We start from the raw sequence: 16362 nt of genomic DNA on the forward strand, positions 1-16362 counted from the left end.
TGTTGGCAACGATTATGTTGATCTCTCTTACCCTTTTCCTGAGAGGCAATGAAATGGTGTCCCCTCTGAAATGCAAGGCATTTAGCAGAGCAACGATTGATGTGCAAAATGGCCCTTTAGTCTTTTCCATTGTTGAAAATTTACAGCTCTATAATGAAAGAAAGGAGGGTATGATCCATTACAATGGTTATGTGAAATCACCTGACGAAAATATGTATCTCGAGCGCACGATATATCTTTCTAATGGTATTAAAATCGATAAAGATACGTTCACTTATAAAATCAATAGAATCGTCGCAGCCCCGCTTGATACGACCTCGGATAATACATTTGATCAAATGTGGCTAGAAAACACCAGTGACAATAACACGTTAACGCTTAATATCAAGAACATAAGAGACAGTATATTCACTGTGAGTAGTCCTTACTCGCTGCAGTATACCTGCGTCAAATATTAGCCGGGTTCTCGATACGCGTTGATTGGCTTAATACAACCTCTGCCAGAGGCAGAGGTTGTAAGAGTATCAGAACGCGGTCTTACAAAAACCCGTCATCTCTTTCAGGCCCATTTCGCGGCCAAGTTCGGTCATCGGGTGCACGACCACCAGACCACGGACGCTTTTCTTCAGCTTGCCCATGTCGGCCTGCTCTTTTTTAGTGATCGCACGGCGGTGCGGCATGTCCATCAGCTTCTGCGCTTCTTTGCTCAGCTTCTGGCCTTTGACTTCGCGCAGGCGCTCGATTTCTGTCTCCAGCGTGGCGGCCTCTTTTTCCAGCTCGGCATACTTCTCGGCGGACTCGACCAGCGAGAGGCCAGCCATCTGGTGGCGGATGAGATCCAGGCGGTCGCTCAGGCGTTTAATTTCGTTCTTTTCGACTTCTTTCATGACAAATAACTCTGAAAACGGGGAATTTACAGGGAAGGATACACCAATGTGAGCAGGCTTACTTCTGAAACGCTTTTTTTAAGCTGATTCGGGAAATCAGCTCAGTCAGGGAGAGAACCATAGTGGAACGGACAACCTGTTGATAACGCAGCTTTTGCATCGCATATAGCTCTGGATCGCTATTATCAAACTGCGGAGCAGGGGGGAGTGCGGTAACGCAATGCAGCTCGCCGAAGGGCCCCAGAATCTCATCGTCGGTAAAGGTGTACTCGTTACCGTCATGGTTGAGCTCTTCGCGCAGCGCCATTAACAGCTCCGCATCTTCATACTCTTGTCGGTTCAACACGCCAAGACCATAAATCAGCTTCAGACGCACGGAGAGATCGCCCAGCGGTCCGTCTCCGTCCAGTAACGGTTCTACAGCATATTTTACCGCGTAGTCGTCTTTGCGAAACACCTGAAGCACCAGAATATTCACTGCCTCGGTCAGTAACTCGACGGCAGCAATCAGGAAGCTTCGTACGGTTTTGCCAGCATTCAGACGCTCAAGCACACGATTTTCAAAGGCCTGGGTTTGTTCCATTATTGCCTGCATATCTGACAATCTGTTATCTGGGCGCAGGCTAACCTGCGCCACATTGTGCATCATTTGGTTGCGTTGTATGCGTTAACCGCCTCCGCAACCACGTCGCTGTTGGCGTCCAGACCGGAAATCTGCGCCAGCGCAGCCTGTGCGCCTTTGTCATCAATCAGCTGAGCCAGCTCAATCGCCTGTGGGTCCTGTTCGCTGCGGTAGTGCATCGCGGCGGCAATCCCTTTCACCAGGTTGGCGTGCGGCAGACCGTATTCCAGCGTGCCGAGCAGCGGCTTAATCAGGCGGTCGCCGGCGCTCAGTTTACGCAGCGGCTGACGGCCAACGCGCTCAACGTCATCTTTCAGATACGGGTTTTCAAAGCGACCGAGGATTTTCTGGATGTATGCTGCGTGTTTCTCAGCATCAAAACCATAGCGTTTGATCAGTACCGCACCGCTCTCTTCCATTGCCCCTTTTACCACCGCACGGATCTTCTCATCGAGGATCGCGTCACGGATGGTCTGATGACCGGCCAATTTTCCGAGGTACGCGGTTATAGCATGCCCGGTGTTCAGCGTGAAGAGTTTGCGTTCGACAAATGCCATCAGGTTATCGGTTAATTCCATGCCCGGAATGGTCGGCAGCACGCCCTTAAACTGGGTTTTATCGACAATCCACTCGCTGAAGGTTTCGACGGTCACTTCCAGCGGGTCATTTGTGGCGGATTCTGACGGCGGCACGATACGGTCAACGGCGGAATCGACAAAACCCACGTGTGCTTCAACCCAGGCCTTGTCTTCGTCTGCTACAGCGTTGAGCACGTGGCCTTTCAGCTGCGTGGTGCCGCGCACCATGTTTTCGCAGGCAATGATGTTCAGCGGGGTGTCGATGCCCTGTGCTTTGCGTTTTGCCAGACCTTTTGCGACGGCAGGGGCGATGCGCTCCAGCACGACCGGGCCCACGGCAGTGGTCACCAGATCGACGCTGGCGATCAGGTCGATAACATCTTCGCCGATGCTGCTTACCGCGTTGACGCCAGATACCGTCTCAACCTGCTCGTTTTCTCCTACCACATGAACCTGATAGCTATGACGGGCATTCAGGGCATCCAGGACGACCTGATTCACATCGGCGAATGTCAGCGTAATGCCCGCGTCTGCCAGCAGTTTACCGATAAAACCACGACCGATATTACCTGCGCCAAAATGTAATGCTTTCATAGTGTTAACCTTTATCAATGTTTTTACCCGAGAGGGCTGGGGTCAGGAACTTTTCCCCTCACCCTAGCCCTCTCCCCATGGGGGAGAGGGAGGAGTACCGTTATTTGTTGAGCAGTGCCAGAACTTCTTCAACGCTTTCAGTCTGTGCCAGGCGCTCAATGACGGACTCATCATCCAGCGCGTTGGTCAGGCTGGTAATCACCTGAATGTGCTCGTTGTTGCGAGCGGCGATACCAATCACCAGACGGGCAATGTCATCTTCTTCTTCACCGAAGCGCACGCCCTGCGGGTACTGACAGAATACGACGCCGGTTTTCAGGACGCGATCTTTCGCTTCAACCGTTCCGTGCGGCACCGCGATGGATTCGCCCAGGTAGGTTGGCGTCAGTTTTTCGCGTTCCAGCATCGCGTCAACATATTCAGGCTGAACGTAACCGCCTTTCACCAGCTGCTCACCGGCAAAGCGAATCGCTTCTTCTTTGGTCGCCGCTGTACGACCGAGGAAGATGTTCTCGGCACCCAGTTTGAACAGGTGGGCGTTGCTCTCGTCAAAGCTGTCCTGCAGGCTGGAGCGTACTTTCACTTCGTTGTCTTCGTGACGCTGCGCGGCAACCAGACGTTCGGTCAGGTTAGTGTACAGACCGCTGTCGAGGAAGTTGGTCAGTGAGATGTGCTGTGCCTGCGGTACCTGGCGCATGGCGCGTTCGGTCAGGTCACGGTGCGTAATCACCAGGTCAACATCCGGTGGCAGGCTGTTAATGGCGCTGTTGGTCACGGAGATGTTGGTCAGGCCCGCATCCTGCACTTTCTTACGCAGCACGCCTGCACCCATTGCGCTGGAACCCATACCGGCATCACAGGCAACGATGATTTTACGCACGTGGCTCAGGTCGTTAGATACGTCGCCCGCCGCCAGTGGGGTCGCGCCTTTGGATTCGGCTTTCATGTCGTGCATACGACGCGTTGCCGCTTCGATATCGTCGTCTTCTTTCACTTTGCTGGTTTTCAGCAGGATAGAAGAGACAACGAAGGAGACCGCCATTGCCGCACAGATGGCCGCGATGTTCGCGAAGTAAGCCCCTTTTGGCGTCATCGCCAGTACCGCCAGGATGGAACCCGGGGAGGCAGGAGAAACCAGACCACCGCCCAGCACGCTCAGGGTGAACACGCCGGTCATACCGCCGAGGATAACGGCCAGGATCAGACGTGGGTTCATCAGCACGTACGGGAAGTAAATTTCGTGGATACCGCCCAGGAAGTGAATGATAGCCGCACCGCCAGCTGACTGTTTCGCGCTGCCACGGCCAAAGAACATGTACGCCAGCAGAACGCCCATACCCGGACCTGGGTTCGCTTCAATCAGGAAGAAGATGGACTTGCCGAGGTCATGAGACTGCTGAATACCCAGCGGCGAGAAGATACCGTGGTTAATGGCGTTGTTCAGGAACAGGATTTTCGCTGGTTCAACGAAGATAGACGCCAGCGGCAGCATGTCATGCGCCACCATAAAGTTAACGCCCGCTGCCAGAATTTTAGACAGCACTTCAACCGCAGGGCCAATGCCGAGGAACGCCAGAATCGCGAGGATCATCCCGATGATGCCCGCAGAGAAGTTGTTCACCAGCATTTCGAAGCCGGATTTGATCTTACCATCAACCCAGACGTCGAATTTCTTAATCGCCCAGCCGCCCAGAGGACCGGCAATCATCGCACCGAGGAACATCGGCATATCCGCACCGACGATAACACCCATGGTGGTGATAGCCCCCACGACGCCACCACGGTCACCGCCCACCAGACGACCACCGGTGAAACCGATGAGCAGCGGCAGGAGATAGGTAATCATTGGGCCAACAAGTTTCGCCAGCGTCTCGTTAGGCAACCACCCTGTCGGAATGAACAATGCAGTGATGATACCCCACGCGATAAACGCGCCGATATTTGGCATCACCATGTTGCTGAGGAAACGACCAAAGCTTTGAACTTTGATCTTGAAATCGGATGACATAAAACACCCCTTCTTATGTTTACGCTTAGGCTTGCGGCCCGAGGTTTATCGTTAATGTGCGGCGGCAGAGGTAGCCGGACCCTGTTCTGATGCTGTGAAATCTGGCACTGAATCGTTCAACTGTCCAGATAGCGAAAATTTGTGTGATGCGCATCACGTAAATGTAGGGGGTGTGGCATTCAATGAGGTGATCTGAATCACAAAAACAGTGGACAAAAAAAATACGATGCCGAGAAATAACGCAAAAACCACCTGTTTATGTGATTGTCGTCACGTTTTGGTATTGTGTGTTTGTTTCTGGATTGTGACTGATTTCACAAAATATTTTTATGCAGATTTCTCCAGCTGCGATCGGCGGCAAACTTTGCTTAGCGATTCTGTTTCAGGATGGCATAGCGCAACACGTAAAGCTAAAAAACCACTTTTGATGTGTGGTATGGCGAAAAGTTAAAAGGTGGATTACGCTCATATTGTAAGGTTAAGTCTATTATTATTCAGGATATATTTTGACACGCTTATAAACTTGCATGGAGATATTATAAAAACCCATACTCCCCGGCTCTGGAAATAATAAGTACCACCCCGTTTTTATAAAAATTAATTAGGTTGCGTACTGTTATATTAATTTAATGAATTGACGTTGTTTAAGTGAGGAGAATATGTTTCTCAACTATTTTGCGCTTGGCGTATTGATTTTTGTATTTCTGGTCCTTTTTTACGGAATCATCGCCATTCATGACATACCTTACAATATGGCCAAAAAGCGTAACCACCCGCATGCCGATGCGATTCATACGGCAGGGTGGATTAGCCTGTTTACGCTTCATGCCATCTGGCCGTTCCTGTGGATTTGGGCCACGCTGTACCGTGAAGACCGCGGTTGGGGCATGCAAAACCATATTACAAAGCCTGATGAGGTCCCGGGCATGGATGCGCTGGCCAAACGCGTGGCGGAACTCGAACAAAAGCTGGCCGTAGTACAGCCTACTGCTGATAAGAACACGCTGGAGCGCTAATCATGGATCTGTTGATTATTTTGACCTATGTGGCATTTGCCTGGGTGATTTTTAAAATATTCCGTATTCCGGTAAACCAGTGGACGCTTGCCACCGCGACATTAGGTGGTGTGTTTATTGTTGCCGGACTTATTCTGCTAATGAACTATAACCATCCGTATACCTTTACGGCGCAAAAAGCGGTTATTTCTATTCCGATCACGCCGCAGGTGACTGGCGTGGTAAGTGAAGTAACCGATAAAAATAACCAGCTCATTAAAAAAGGCGAAGTGTTATTTAAACTGGATCCAGGCCGTTATCAGGCGCGCGTTGACAGACTCCAGGCTGACCTGGTGACCGCGACGCACAACATCGATAATCTGAAAGCGCAGCTGGCGGAAGCCGTCGCCAATACCACGCGCGTCTCCGCTGAGCGCGATCGCCTGTACAAAGATTATCAGCGCTACCTGAAAGGCAGCCAGGCGAAGGTGAATCCCTTCTCTGAAAGCGATATCGACAACGCGCGGCAGAACTATCTGGCACAGGATGCGCTGGTAAAAGGCTCCGTTGCTGAACAGGTGCAGATTCAAAGCCAGTTAGACAGCATGGTGAACGGCGAGCAGTCGCAGATTGCCTCACTGCGCGCTCAGCTTGCTGAAGCCAAATACAACCTGGATCAGACCGTGGTGCGTGCGCCGAGCAATGGGTATATCACCCAGGTGCTGATCCGTCCGGGGACCTATGCCGCCGCGCTGCCTCTGCGCCCGGTGATGGTCTTTATCCCTGAACAGAAGCGTCAGATCGTGGCCCAGTTCCGCCAGAACTCGCTGCTGCGTCTGAAGCCGGGTGATGAAGCGGAAGTGGTGTTTAACGCGCTACCGGGCCAGGTGTTCACCGGTAAGCTCACCAGCGTTCTGCCGGTGGTGCCTGGCGGGTCGTATCAGGCTCAGGGCGCGCTGCAGGCACTGAGCGTCGTCCCGGGTACGGATGGCGTACAAGCGCTGATTGAGCTGGAGCCTAACGCCGACGTCGATGCGCTGCCAGACGGTATCTATGCCCAGGTGGCCGTCTATTCGGACCATTTCGCCCACGTGTCGGTCATGCGTAAAGTGTTGCTGCGTATGACCAGCTGGATGCACTACCTCTATCTCGATCACTAATCCCTCCAGGGCAGGAATGCGACACGCATACCTGCCCTTTTTTCATCGCTTGATCCATACTGACGTTTTTTCCGGCATCAAGGATCAGGCAATGAAACTCATCGGCAGCTACACCAGTCCCTTCGTGCGAAAAATTTCGATTCTCCTGCTGGAGAAAGGGATTGAATTTGAATTCATCAATGAACAGCCCTACAACGCCGAAAATGGCGTCGCGCAGTACAACCCGCTGGGGAAAGTCCCGGCACTGGTGACGGACGAGGGTGAATACTGGTTCGATTCCCCCATTATTGCGGAGTATATCGAGCTGTTGGGCGTTGCCCCGGCAATGCTACCCGCTGACCCAAAAGCGGCGCTGGCGGTGAAGCAAATTGAAGCCCTGGCAGATGGCATTATGGATGCGGCTCTCACCTCCGTGCGTGAACAGGCAAGGCCCGCCGCCCAGCAGTCAGAAAACGAACTACTGCGCCAGCGGGAAAAAATCAGCCGCAGCCTGGACAGGTGTGAACAGCTTATCCGGGAGGGGAAGATCGAAACCGACAGCCTGAACCTGGCGACAATCGCCATCGCCTGCGCCATTGGCTATCTCAACTTCCGCCGCGTTTCCCCTGGCTGGTGCGTAGACCGTCCGCTGCTGGTGAAGCTTGCAGACACGCTTTTTAGCCGCGAGAGCTTTGCCCGTACCGAACCACCAAAGGCTTGATGCGGGTTATAACACTTCGCCGCTGGAGGCGGTACAATCTCTCCACATGTTAACTCCCTCTCCCGTCGGGAGGGGGGAAGATATTTACTCGCCAGGCGCTTTCATGACTACTCATCATTCGCTGTACAGCCAGATCCCCGCTACCGACCGTCTTCTTCGCGAGCCCCGCATTCATGCTGCCGTTGAGCGTTTTGGCCATACCGCGACGGTGGAGATGTTACGCCTGCTTCAGGATGAAGCCCGAAGCGCTATTCAGTCAGAAAACGCCTTACCCGACTGGTGTGCAGCGTGGGAGCAGGAAGTTGAACGCCGGCTGGACGAGAAAGCGCAAAGCGCGTTACGCCCGGTGATCAACCTGACGGGTACCGTGCTGCATACGAACCTGGGCCGCGCGCAGCAGGCGGAAGAGGCTATTTCTGCGGTCGTGCAGGCCATGCGAGCGCCTGTGACGCTGGAGTACGATCTGGACGGCGCCGGGCGCGGGCATCGCGATCGCGCGCTGGCGGAGCTGCTGTGCCGGCTGACCGGCGCGGAAGATGCCTGCATTGTGAATAACAACGCTGCGGCGGTGCTGCTGATGCTGGCGGCCACCGCCAGCGGCAAAGAGGTGGTGGTTTCCCGCGGCGAGCTGGTGGAAATTGGCGGGGCGTTTCGCATCCCGGACGTGATGCGCCAGGCGGGCTGCACGCTACATGAAGTGGGCACCACTAACCGTACGCATGCGAAAGATTATCGCGCGGCGGTGAATGAAAATACCGCTCTGCTGATGAAGGTCCACACCAGCAATTACCATATCGAAGGCTTCACCAAAACGGTTGAAGAAGCCGAGCTGGCGGCGATTGGGCGCGAACTGAATATACCGGTGATTGCCGATCTCGGCAGCGGCTCGCTGGTGGATCTGAGCCAGTACGGTCTGCCAAAAGAGCCGATGCCGCAAGAGATGATTGCAGCGGGCGTCAGCCTGGTCAGCTTTTCCGGCGACAAACTGCTGGGCGGGCCGCAGGCCGGGATTATCGTGGGTAAACGCGAGCTGATTGCGAAGCTGCAGCAGCATCCGCTCAAGCGCGCCCTGCGTGCCGATAAAATGACCCTTGCCGCGCTGGACGCGACGCTGCAGCTTTATCTGCATCCCGAGAAGCTGGCCGACAGCCTGCCCACGCTGCGTCTGCTAACCCGTGATGCCGCCTCGATTCGCGCCCAGGCCGAGTTACTGCTGCCGCGCGTAGCTCCGCACTACCCCGATTTTGACGTGCGCATTGAGCCTTGCCAGTCTCAGATTGGCAGCGGTTCGCTGCCGGTGGACAGGCTGCCGAGCGAAGCGCTTACGTTCACCCCGCGTGACGGGCGCGGCAGCCGCCTTGACGCCCTGTCGTCGCGCTGGCGCGGTCTGCCGACGCCGCTTATCGGGCGGATTTACGACGGCCGAATGTGGCTGGATCTGCGCTGCCTTGAAGATGAAGAGCGATTTCTGGAGATGTTGTTGAAATGATTATTGCCACCGCCGGTCACGTCGACCACGGAAAAACCACGTTACTGCAGGCGATTACCGGCGTAAATGCCGACCGCCTGCCGGAAGAGAAAAAGCGCGGCATGACCATCGATCTCGGCTATGCCTACTGGCCCCAGCCCGATGGCCGCGTTCTGGGTTTTATTGATGTACCGGGGCATGAAAAGTTTCTGTCTAACATGCTGGCGGGTGTGGGGGGCATCGATCATGCCCTGCTGGTGGTGGCCTGTGATGACGGCGTCATGGCGCAAACCCGCGAGCATCTGGCGATCCTGCAGCTGACCGGCAACCCGCAGCTGACCGTGGCGCTGACCAAAGCCGATCGCGTGGACGACGCGCGCGTCAGCGAGGTGCGCGAAACGGTGCAGGCAACCTTACGAGAATATGGTTTTGCCGATGCAGCGCTTTTTGTCACCGTGGCAACAGAAGGGCGAGGTATCGACGAACTTCGCCACCATTTACAGCACCTTTCGTCACGTAGCCACGCCAGCCATCACCGTTTCCGTCTGGCCATTGACCGGGCGTTTACCGTCAAAGGCGCAGGTCTGGTGGTCACCGGTACGGCGCTGAGCGGTGAAGTAAAAGTGGGGGATAGCCTGTGGCTGACGGGCGTTAACAAACCGATGCGCGTGCGCGGCCTGCATGCGCAAAACCAGCCCACAGAGCAGGCCCACGCCGGGCAGCGGATCGCGCTTAACATTGCCGGGGATGCGGAAAAAGAGCAGCTTAACCGCGGCGACTGGCTGCTCGCCGATGCCCCACCTGAACCGTCTGAACGCGTCATTGTCTCCCTGCAGACGCACGCGCCCCTGAGCCAATGGCAGCCGCTGCATATCCACCACGCGGCCAGCCATATCACCGGGCGCGTGTCGCTGCTGGAAAACGACCTTGCCGAACTGGTTTTCGATTCGCCGCTTTGGCTTGCAGACAACGATCGTCTGGTACTGCGTGATATTTCCGCGCGCGAAACGCTGGCCGGGGCGCGGGTGGTGGTGCTTAACCCACCGCGACGCGGCAAGCGTAAACCTGAATATCTGCAATGGCTGGCAGCGCTGGCGCAGGCCAGAGAGGATAGCGCCGCGCTACAGGTGCATCTTGAGCGCGGTGCGGTGAGCCTTAAGGATTTTGCATGGGCACGCCAGCTGAGCGGGGAAGGTTTACGTCAGCTGACCCAGGAACCGGGCTTTATTCAGGCCGGAAACAGCTTGCTCAACGCCCCGGTTGCGGCAAACTGGCAGCGTAAGATACTGAACACGCTCGCAACTTACCATGAACAGCATCAGGATGAGCCTGGCCCGGGTCGTGAACGTCTACGACGCATGGCGCTGCCGATGGAAGACGATGCGCTGGTGCTGCTCCTGATTGAAAACATGCGCGAAAGCGGGGCGATCAAAAGCCACCACGGCTGGCTACATCTGCCGGATCACAAGGCCGGATTCACCGCAGAGCAAGAGGCTGTATGGCAAAAAGTGGCTCCGCTGTTTGGCGATGAGCCGTGGTGGGTTCGCGATCTGGCTCGCGAAACGAACGCCGACGAGCAGGTGATGCGTCAGGTATTGCGCCATGCGGCGCAGCAGGGGCTGATAGTCGCGATCGTGAAAGATCGTTATTACCGTAACGATCGTATCGTTGCGTTTGCGAACCTGATCCGCGAGCTGGATCAGGAGCGGGGCTCTACCTGCGCCGCTGATTTCCGCGACCGACTGAACGTGGGCCGCAAGCTGGCGATTCAGATCCTGGAGTATTTTAATCGCATCGGCTTTACCCGCCGTCGCGGTAACGATCATGTCCTGCGAGATTCGCTGTTATTTCCTGAAACTCCGTGACCCCCGTCGTAAACACCGTTACCGGCTGGCGAGAAAATCGCCAGCCGGAACTACCCTTGTTGTACACCAACAGCAAGGAGACGGTCATGACAAACAATCCTCCCTCATCGCGTATCCAGCCCGGCGAGTATGGTTTTCCCCTCAAGCTGAAGCCCCGTTATGACAACTTTATCGGCGGCGACTGGGTCGCTCCCGTCGACGGCGAATACTATTCCAACCTGACCCCCGTTACCGGCCAGCCGCTGTGTGAGATAGCAAGCTCCGGCAAGCGTGATATCGATCTGGCGCTGGATGCGGCGCACAAAGCGAAAGATAAATGGGGCCATACCTCCGTTCAGGACCGTGCGGCCATTTTGTTCAAAATTGCCGACCGGATGGAGCAAAATCTGGAGCTGCTGGCGACGGCAGAAACCTGGGATAACGGCAAGCCGATCCGGGAAACAATGGCGGCAGACGTGCCGCTGGCCATTGACCACTTCCGCTATTTTGCCTCCTGTATTCGCGCGCAGGAGGGCGGAATAAGTGAGGTTGACAGCGACACCGTGGCGTATCACTTCCATGAACCGCTGGGCGTCGTCGGGCAAATTATTCCGTGGAACTTCCCGCTGCTGATGGCTAGCTGGAAAATGGCGCCGGCGCTGGCGGCCGGAAACTGTATTGTGCTTAAACCGGCGCGTCTGACCCCGCTCTCGGTTCTGCTGCTGATGGAAATCGTCGGCGATCTTCTGCCGCCGGGCGTGATTAACGTGGTGAACGGTGCGGGCGGTGAGATAGGTGAATATCTGGCCACCTCAAAACGGATTGCCAAAGTGGCGTTTACCGGCTCGACGGAAGTGGGTCAGCAGATTATGCAGTACGCCACGCAGAACATCATTCCGGTGACCCTGGAGCTGGGCGGGAAATCCCCGAACATCTTCTTCGCAGACGTGATGGAAGAAGAAGATGCCTTCTTCGATAAAGCCCTGGAAGGGTTTGCGCTGTTTGCGTTTAACCAGGGCGAAGTCTGTACCTGCCCAAGCCGCGCGCTGGTGCAGGAGTCCATCTATGAGCGCTTTATGGAGCGTGCCATTCGCCGCGTCGAATCTATCCGCAGCGGTAACCCGCTCGATAACGTCACGCAGATGGGGGCGCAGGTCTCGCACGGACAGCTGGAAACTATCCTCAACTACATTGATATCGGCAAGAAAGAGGGCGCGGATATTCTGACCGGCGGTCGCCGTAAAATGCTGGGTGGGGATCTGCAGGAAGGGTATTACCTTGAGCCGACGATCCTGTTCGGTCAGAACAACATGCGCGTTTTCCAGGAGGAGATTTTCGGACCGGTGCTGGCCGTGACCACCTTCAAAACGATGGAGGAGGCGCTGGAAATTGCCAATGACACACCGTATGGCCTGGGGGCGGGCGTCTGGAGCCGCAACGGTAATCTGGCGTATAAAATGGGTCGAGGTATTCAGGCCGGGCGCGTATGGACCAATTGCTACCACGCCTATCCGGCACACGCGGCTTTTGGGGGTTATAAGCAATCGGGCATCGGTCGTGAAACCCATAAGATGATGCTGGAGCATTACCAGCAGACGAAATGTCTGCTGGTCAGCTACTCTGATAAACCGCTGGGGCTGTTCTAATCGCCCAGCTCAGGCCGTCCATGGGCGGCCTGAGCAATTTGCTGGCGCAGGCAGTTGAGGACGCCATCCAGAACGTATTGCACGCGCCAGGGCTGGTATTCGCGTTTGCGGAAAATGGCCGTCAGATCGAGCCACCACTCCTCCTGATGCGGGAAGCAGGGAACCAGCATGCCTTTTGTTAATTCTTTTTTCAGACTCTCTTTTGGCGCAAAAACAATCCCAAGGTTATTTCTTGCCAGCTCCAGGGCCGTCTGCGTATTGTCGCAAATATAATTACCGGTTACCCGGTAATCATGCACGTTATCACTGCCGTGCACGCGAAAGCGCCAGATGTTTGCATCATCGACCAGCATGGAGTCAATGAGAATGCAGGAGTGATTAATTAACTCTTCAGGTCCCGTCAGGGGATGTTTATTTAAATATTCAACGGTTGCAAATGCCGTAACGGAATATTTTGTCAACACGCTGGCGACCAGGCTTTCATCTTTCGGTTGAGCATAGGTAATTAAAATATCGCAGTCATCCGGAAAGGAAACACCTTCTGAAAATTCATTACGGTCCAGGTTGTAGGTTTTCAGGGAGATGCGGATGTCACCAATGTCCTCTATCTGATGGATCACGTGGCGCGCAAGATAGGTCACGATACCTGTTGGGGCATAGATCGTGACTTTCCCGCGCTTTTCATGCTTGTAATCAGCAATGAAGTTAACAAGTTGACTGTTCTTATCCAGCGTAGCATTCACGTAGGGGAGTAACGCTTCGCCAAACTGGGTAAGGGCCAGCTGACGAGTGGTACGCTCGAATACCTTGAGCCCCACCCGCGTTTCAAAATCAGACAGATATTTACTGACGTTGGCCTGCGCCATGCCCAGCAGGGCGGCGGCATCACCAATGCTGTGGGTTGCGGCAATGACGGAAATAATTTTTAATTCGCGTGGCTTTAGCTGTAATTTACTCATCATGCGCACCCATCTATATGATTTTATATATAATATTATATAAACCGCAGCGTTGCATTGGCAAATTTGTAACCATTATTATTCGCCTCGCTTGTTTGGCATTTAAATGGATTACATGTAATGACTATTAAATACAATTTACTCATCGCTGCCACGTTATTTGCAACATCCTCTGCAATGGCCGGTGACTTTTCACTTGGAGCGGGGGCTGTATTTAATGAGTCTCCTTACAAAGGATATAATGAAAATACCAGCGCAGTACCGTTAATTAGCTACGAAGGCGACAGATTCTATGTGCGCCAGACCACGGGCGGATGGATCCTGTGGAAAGACGCAAAAAATGAATTCAGCCTGACCGCGTCGTGGATGCCGCTGCATTTTGATCCTGATGATAACGACGACCATCAGATGAAGCAGCTGGACGAGCGCAAAGCATCCGCCTTCCTCGGCGGCGCCTACTACCGCCACGAGAGCTGGGGTTCCCTGAAAGTGGCCGTCTCTGGCGATGCGATGGATGAAAGCGGCGGCGTGATGGGCGAAGTATCGTACTTCCGTCCAATCAGAATGGAACGCCTGACTCTGACGCCATCGATCGGCGTTTTCTACAGCGATGAAAGCTATAACGACTACTACTACGGTGTATCCGGCAGCGAGTCTCGCCGCTCGGGTATGGATGAATACACCGCCGGCGACAGCTGGACGCCATACGTCGGCCTGGCGGCTAAATATCAGTTAACCCAGAAGCTGTATCTCAACGCCAGCGCGGTTTATACCGTATTACCTGACGACGTGAAGAACAGCCCGATGATCGACCGCGACGACAGCTTCGCGCTGATGACCGGCCTGACCTGGCGTTTCTGATGCAGTAAAGCCGGGTGGCGGCTTCGCCTTATTACTCCCTCTCCCGTGGGAGAGGGTTGGGGTGAGGGCAACAGGCCGCAGATATTCAGCCTTCATCTACCCAAATCCGCATTTCCCCTTCTCCCCGGTTTGCCCAACTGAACCAGGGAACAAAGGTCAGCGTCTGGGGCTGACGTTGTACCGGCGAGCGATCATACTGCCACAGCGCATCCGTATCCTTCACGTGACCCCCCATCCCCTCTGTCTGAATCAGCATCTTGTGTGCAAATATCCCGCGCCCTTCAAAGACCCGAAATTCGCTGCCAGCAGGCAGGGAGAGGTTATGTAAGTTCGCCCCGTTATCGGCCTCTTCCAGGCAGTAGACCAGCGGACCGCGCTGCAGGGCGACTTTGCCCGCCTGTTGGCGTACCTGCGGGTTTCCGTACACGCGGCGAACCGGCATCGGTAGCGTCAGCGTGACGACATCTCCTTCTTGCCAGGTACGGGTCAGGTAGAAATATCCCCGGGAGATTTCACCCGCAACGGTTTCACCGTTCAACGACACGGCAGGTGCCGCGCACCAGTCCGGGAGGCGCAGGGCCACGGTATGCCTCACCGGCACAGGCGAGACGATCTCGATATTCACCTCTTCCTGCCACGGATAATTGCCTCTAATTCGCAGCGCCAGGGTTTCGTCGCCAACCGGAATGGTGACATCGTTGCCCACGTAGAGATTTATAAACAGCGCATCCGGGCGAACGGTGTAAATGTAATGCCCCAGCGACGTCAGCACGCGCGCGATATTCGGCGGGCAACAGGCGCAGCCAAACCAGCGCTGGCGGACGGGTTTCACGTGATCGTAGATATGGTTGAATGCCTGGGTTTTCGGATGTACCTCCAGCGGGTTCACATAGAAGAAGTGTTTTCCGTCCAGCGCCATGCCGCCAAGCACCGTGTTGTATAGCGCGCGCTCCATCACGTCGGCGTAGTGGCCGTCGGCCTCCATCTCCAGCATCCGGCGGGCAAACATCATCAGACCGATGGAGGCGCAGCTTTCGGCATAGACCGTATCGTTGGGTAAATCATAATCGCGGCTGAAGGCTTCACCGCTGCTTTGCGACCCGATCCCGCCGGTAATATACAGCTGGCGCAGCGCCATGTTTTTCCACAGCCGCAGGCAGTCCTGTCGTTTACCCTCGTCATGGCTCAGGCGTGCCAGATGCGCCATGCCCGCCATCAGGTAGACAAAACGCACCGCGTGTCCAATAGCTGTTTGCTGTTCGGCAAGCGGCTGATGCGCCTGGCTGTAGGCTTTGTCTTTGACCATCCATGCCGGGCCATAGGTGTTCCAGTATGACGTTCTGCCGCGCTTCTCGTATTCGATATCGTAGAAGTGAGGCTGCACGCCGCGTTGTTCAATGAAATATTTCACCAGCGTGAGATAGCGTGGCTCCTGCGTGATGTCGTAAAGCCGCATCAGCGCCAGCTCGATTTCCGGGTGGCCTGGATAGCCGTGAAGCTGGCTCTCACCGGGGCCAAACACGCTGTCGATATGATCCGCCAGCCTGCACGCCACCTCCAGCAGACGGCGTTTTCCGGTTCCCTGAAAATACGCCACGCCGGCCTCAATCATATGCCCGGCGCAGTACAGCTCGTGGCATTCGGCCAGATTGGTCCAGCGCTCGTCGGGGGCCTTTACCGTAAAGTACGTGTTGAGATAACCATCTTCACACTGCGCTGCGGCAATCAGTTCAATGACCTCGTCGGCGGTTTTTTCCAGTTCAGCATCCGGTTTCTGGCACAGCGACCACGCCACGGCTTCCAGCCATTTCGCCACGTCGCTATCCTGAAACACCATACCGTAGAACTCGCCCTGCTCCTGGCCCGCCGCAATGCGGAAGTTGGTGATGGCGTGGCTGGGTTCGGCTTCCGTCACGCGATCGTTTAGCGCGTCCCACTGGTAGGGGATCACTACCTCACGTACCAGCCGTTGATACTGCCCGAGAAACGGGTCGTTAATTTTCAGTTGATGCAGGTCGGCTTCCATTATGGACATAGCGT

The 16362-nt window shown here is 55.2% G+C and carries 14 protein-coding genes; 8 read left to right on the forward strand and 6 right to left on the reverse strand.

Annotated elements, in window-relative coordinates; all coding sequences use genetic code 11:
• Positions 1-170 precede the first annotated feature (170 nt).
• A complete protein-coding gene (locus PYW49_RS20075) occupies positions 171-458 on the forward strand; it encodes a FidL-like protein (RefSeq protein WP_320387386.1) in 288 nt (95 codons plus the stop codon).
• 66 nt (positions 459-524) lie between these two features.
• Here PYW49_RS20075 and PYW49_RS20080 read toward each other — a convergent pair whose 3' ends face one another.
• From PYW49_RS20080 to PYW49_RS20095, 4 genes are all read right to left on the reverse strand, one after another.
• Positions 525-887 (reverse strand): YibL family ribosome-associated protein, encoded by a 363-nt coding sequence (locus tag PYW49_RS20080; protein ID WP_029742228.1) that lies wholly within the window; start codon positions 885-887, stop codon positions 525-527.
• 58 nt (positions 888-945) lie between these two features.
• Entirely contained in the window at positions 946-1536 is a 591-nt protein-coding gene (gene mtlR, locus PYW49_RS20085; RefSeq protein ID WP_134348372.1) for a mannitol operon repressor MtlR, read from the reverse strand.
• Positions 1533-2681 carry a mannitol-1-phosphate 5-dehydrogenase gene (mtlD, locus tag PYW49_RS20090; protein ID WP_320387334.1) on the reverse strand — a complete coding sequence of 383 codons (1149 nt, stop codon included), beginning with the start codon at positions 2679-2681 and terminating at the stop codon, positions 1533-1535. Before mtlD ends, mtlR begins: the two co-directional genes overlap by 4 nt.
• Before the next feature lie 100 nt (positions 2682-2781).
• Complete coding sequence (locus PYW49_RS20095) at positions 2782-4689, reverse strand: PTS mannitol transporter subunit IICBA (protein ID WP_320387335.1); 1908 nt, start codon at positions 4687-4689, stop codon at positions 2782-2784.
• A gap of 659 nt (positions 4690-5348) precedes the next feature.
• Between PYW49_RS20095 and PYW49_RS20100 the strand changes: the two genes are divergently transcribed.
• The 6 genes from PYW49_RS20100 to aldB all read left to right on the forward strand — a co-directional run bounded on the left by PYW49_RS20100 (position 5349) and on the right by aldB (position 12502).
• Positions 5349-5705, forward strand: coding sequence for a DUF3302 domain-containing protein (locus PYW49_RS20100; protein WP_134348374.1), 357 nt, complete (start codon positions 5349-5351; stop codon positions 5703-5705).
• 2 nt (positions 5706-5707) lie between these two features.
• Positions 5708-6844: an HlyD family secretion protein gene (locus PYW49_RS20105; RefSeq protein ID WP_134348375.1), complete on the forward strand. Its 1137-nt coding sequence runs from the start codon at positions 5708-5710 to the stop codon at positions 6842-6844.
• Positions 6845-6935: 91 nt separating this feature from the next.
• Positions 6936-7544 (forward strand): glutathione S-transferase, encoded by a 609-nt coding sequence (locus tag PYW49_RS20110; RefSeq protein WP_134348376.1) that lies wholly within the window; start codon positions 6936-6938, stop codon positions 7542-7544.
• Positions 7545-7647: 103 nt separating this feature from the next.
• Entirely contained in the window at positions 7648-9033 is a 1386-nt protein-coding gene (gene selA, locus PYW49_RS20115; protein WP_320387336.1) for an L-seryl-tRNA(Sec) selenium transferase, read from the forward strand.
• Positions 9030-10877 carry a selenocysteine-specific translation elongation factor gene (selB, locus tag PYW49_RS20120; protein WP_320387337.1) on the forward strand — a complete coding sequence of 616 codons (1848 nt, stop codon included), beginning with the start codon at positions 9030-9032 and terminating at the stop codon, positions 10875-10877. Before selA ends, selB begins: the two co-directional genes overlap by 4 nt.
• A gap of 86 nt (positions 10878-10963) precedes the next feature.
• Complete coding sequence (gene aldB, locus PYW49_RS20125) at positions 10964-12502, forward strand: aldehyde dehydrogenase AldB (protein WP_134348379.1); 1539 nt, start codon at positions 10964-10966, stop codon at positions 12500-12502.
• Here the strand turns inward: aldB and PYW49_RS20130 are convergent.
• On the reverse strand, positions 12499-13464 hold the full coding sequence (locus tag PYW49_RS20130) for a LysR family transcriptional regulator (RefSeq protein ID WP_320387338.1): 966 nt from the start codon (positions 13462-13464) through the stop codon (positions 12499-12501). The two genes, aldB and PYW49_RS20130, sit on opposite strands and share 4 nt — an antisense overlap.
• Before the next feature lie 117 nt (positions 13465-13581).
• Between PYW49_RS20130 and PYW49_RS20135 the strand changes: the two genes are divergently transcribed.
• Entirely contained in the window at positions 13582-14322 is a 741-nt protein-coding gene (locus PYW49_RS20135; RefSeq protein ID WP_134348381.1) for a MipA/OmpV family protein, read from the forward strand.
• 85 nt (positions 14323-14407) lie between these two features.
• On the opposite strand, the gene PYW49_RS20140 is transcribed toward PYW49_RS20135, so the two are convergent.
• Positions 14408-16357 carry a glycoside hydrolase family 127 protein gene (locus tag PYW49_RS20140; protein ID WP_320387339.1) on the reverse strand — a complete coding sequence of 650 codons (1950 nt, stop codon included), beginning with the start codon at positions 16355-16357 and terminating at the stop codon, positions 14408-14410.
• Positions 16358-16362: the final 5 nt, after the last annotated feature.

It is taken from the genome of Enterobacter chinensis, from assembly GCF_034008295.1.
Lineage (GTDB): Bacteria > Pseudomonadota > Gammaproteobacteria > Enterobacterales > Enterobacteriaceae > Enterobacter > Enterobacter chinensis.

Excerpts from the sequence above, each read along its gene's own strand:
- PYW49_RS20095 (WP_320387335.1), bottom strand. The coding sequence starts at position 4,689 with ATGTCATCCGATTTCAAGATCAAAGTTCAAAGCTTTGGTCGTTTCCTC.
- mtlR (WP_134348372.1), bottom strand. The coding sequence starts at position 1,536 with ATGATGCACAATGTGGCGCAGGTTAGCCTGCGCCCAGATAACAGATTG.
- PYW49_RS20135 (WP_134348381.1), top strand. The coding sequence starts at position 13,582 with ATGACTATTAAATACAATTTACTCATCGCTGCCACGTTATTTGCAACA.
- PYW49_RS20130 (WP_320387338.1), bottom strand. The coding sequence starts at position 13,464 with ATGATGAGTAAATTACAGCTAAAGCCACGCGAATTAAAAATTATTTCC.
- PYW49_RS20075 (WP_320387386.1), top strand. The coding sequence starts at position 171 with ATGATCCATTACAATGGTTATGTGAAATCACCTGACGAAAATATGTAT.
- PYW49_RS20105 (WP_134348375.1), top strand. The coding sequence starts at position 5,708 with ATGGATCTGTTGATTATTTTGACCTATGTGGCATTTGCCTGGGTGATT.
- PYW49_RS20140 (WP_320387339.1), bottom strand. The coding sequence starts at position 16,357 with ATGTCCATAATGGAAGCCGACCTGCATCAACTGAAAATTAACGACCCG.
- PYW49_RS20080 (WP_029742228.1), bottom strand. The coding sequence starts at position 887 with ATGAAAGAAGTCGAAAAGAACGAAATTAAACGCCTGAGCGACCGCCTG.
- selA (WP_320387336.1), top strand. The coding sequence starts at position 7,648 with ATGACTACTCATCATTCGCTGTACAGCCAGATCCCCGCTACCGACCGT.
- selB (WP_320387337.1), top strand. The coding sequence starts at position 9,030 with ATGATTATTGCCACCGCCGGTCACGTCGACCACGGAAAAACCACGTTA.
- aldB (WP_134348379.1), top strand. The coding sequence starts at position 10,964 with ATGACAAACAATCCTCCCTCATCGCGTATCCAGCCCGGCGAGTATGGT.
- PYW49_RS20100 (WP_134348374.1), top strand. The coding sequence starts at position 5,349 with ATGTTTCTCAACTATTTTGCGCTTGGCGTATTGATTTTTGTATTTCTG.
- mtlD (WP_320387334.1), bottom strand. The coding sequence starts at position 2,681 with ATGAAAGCATTACATTTTGGCGCAGGTAATATCGGTCGTGGTTTTATC.
- PYW49_RS20110 (WP_134348376.1), top strand. The coding sequence starts at position 6,936 with ATGAAACTCATCGGCAGCTACACCAGTCCCTTCGTGCGAAAAATTTCG.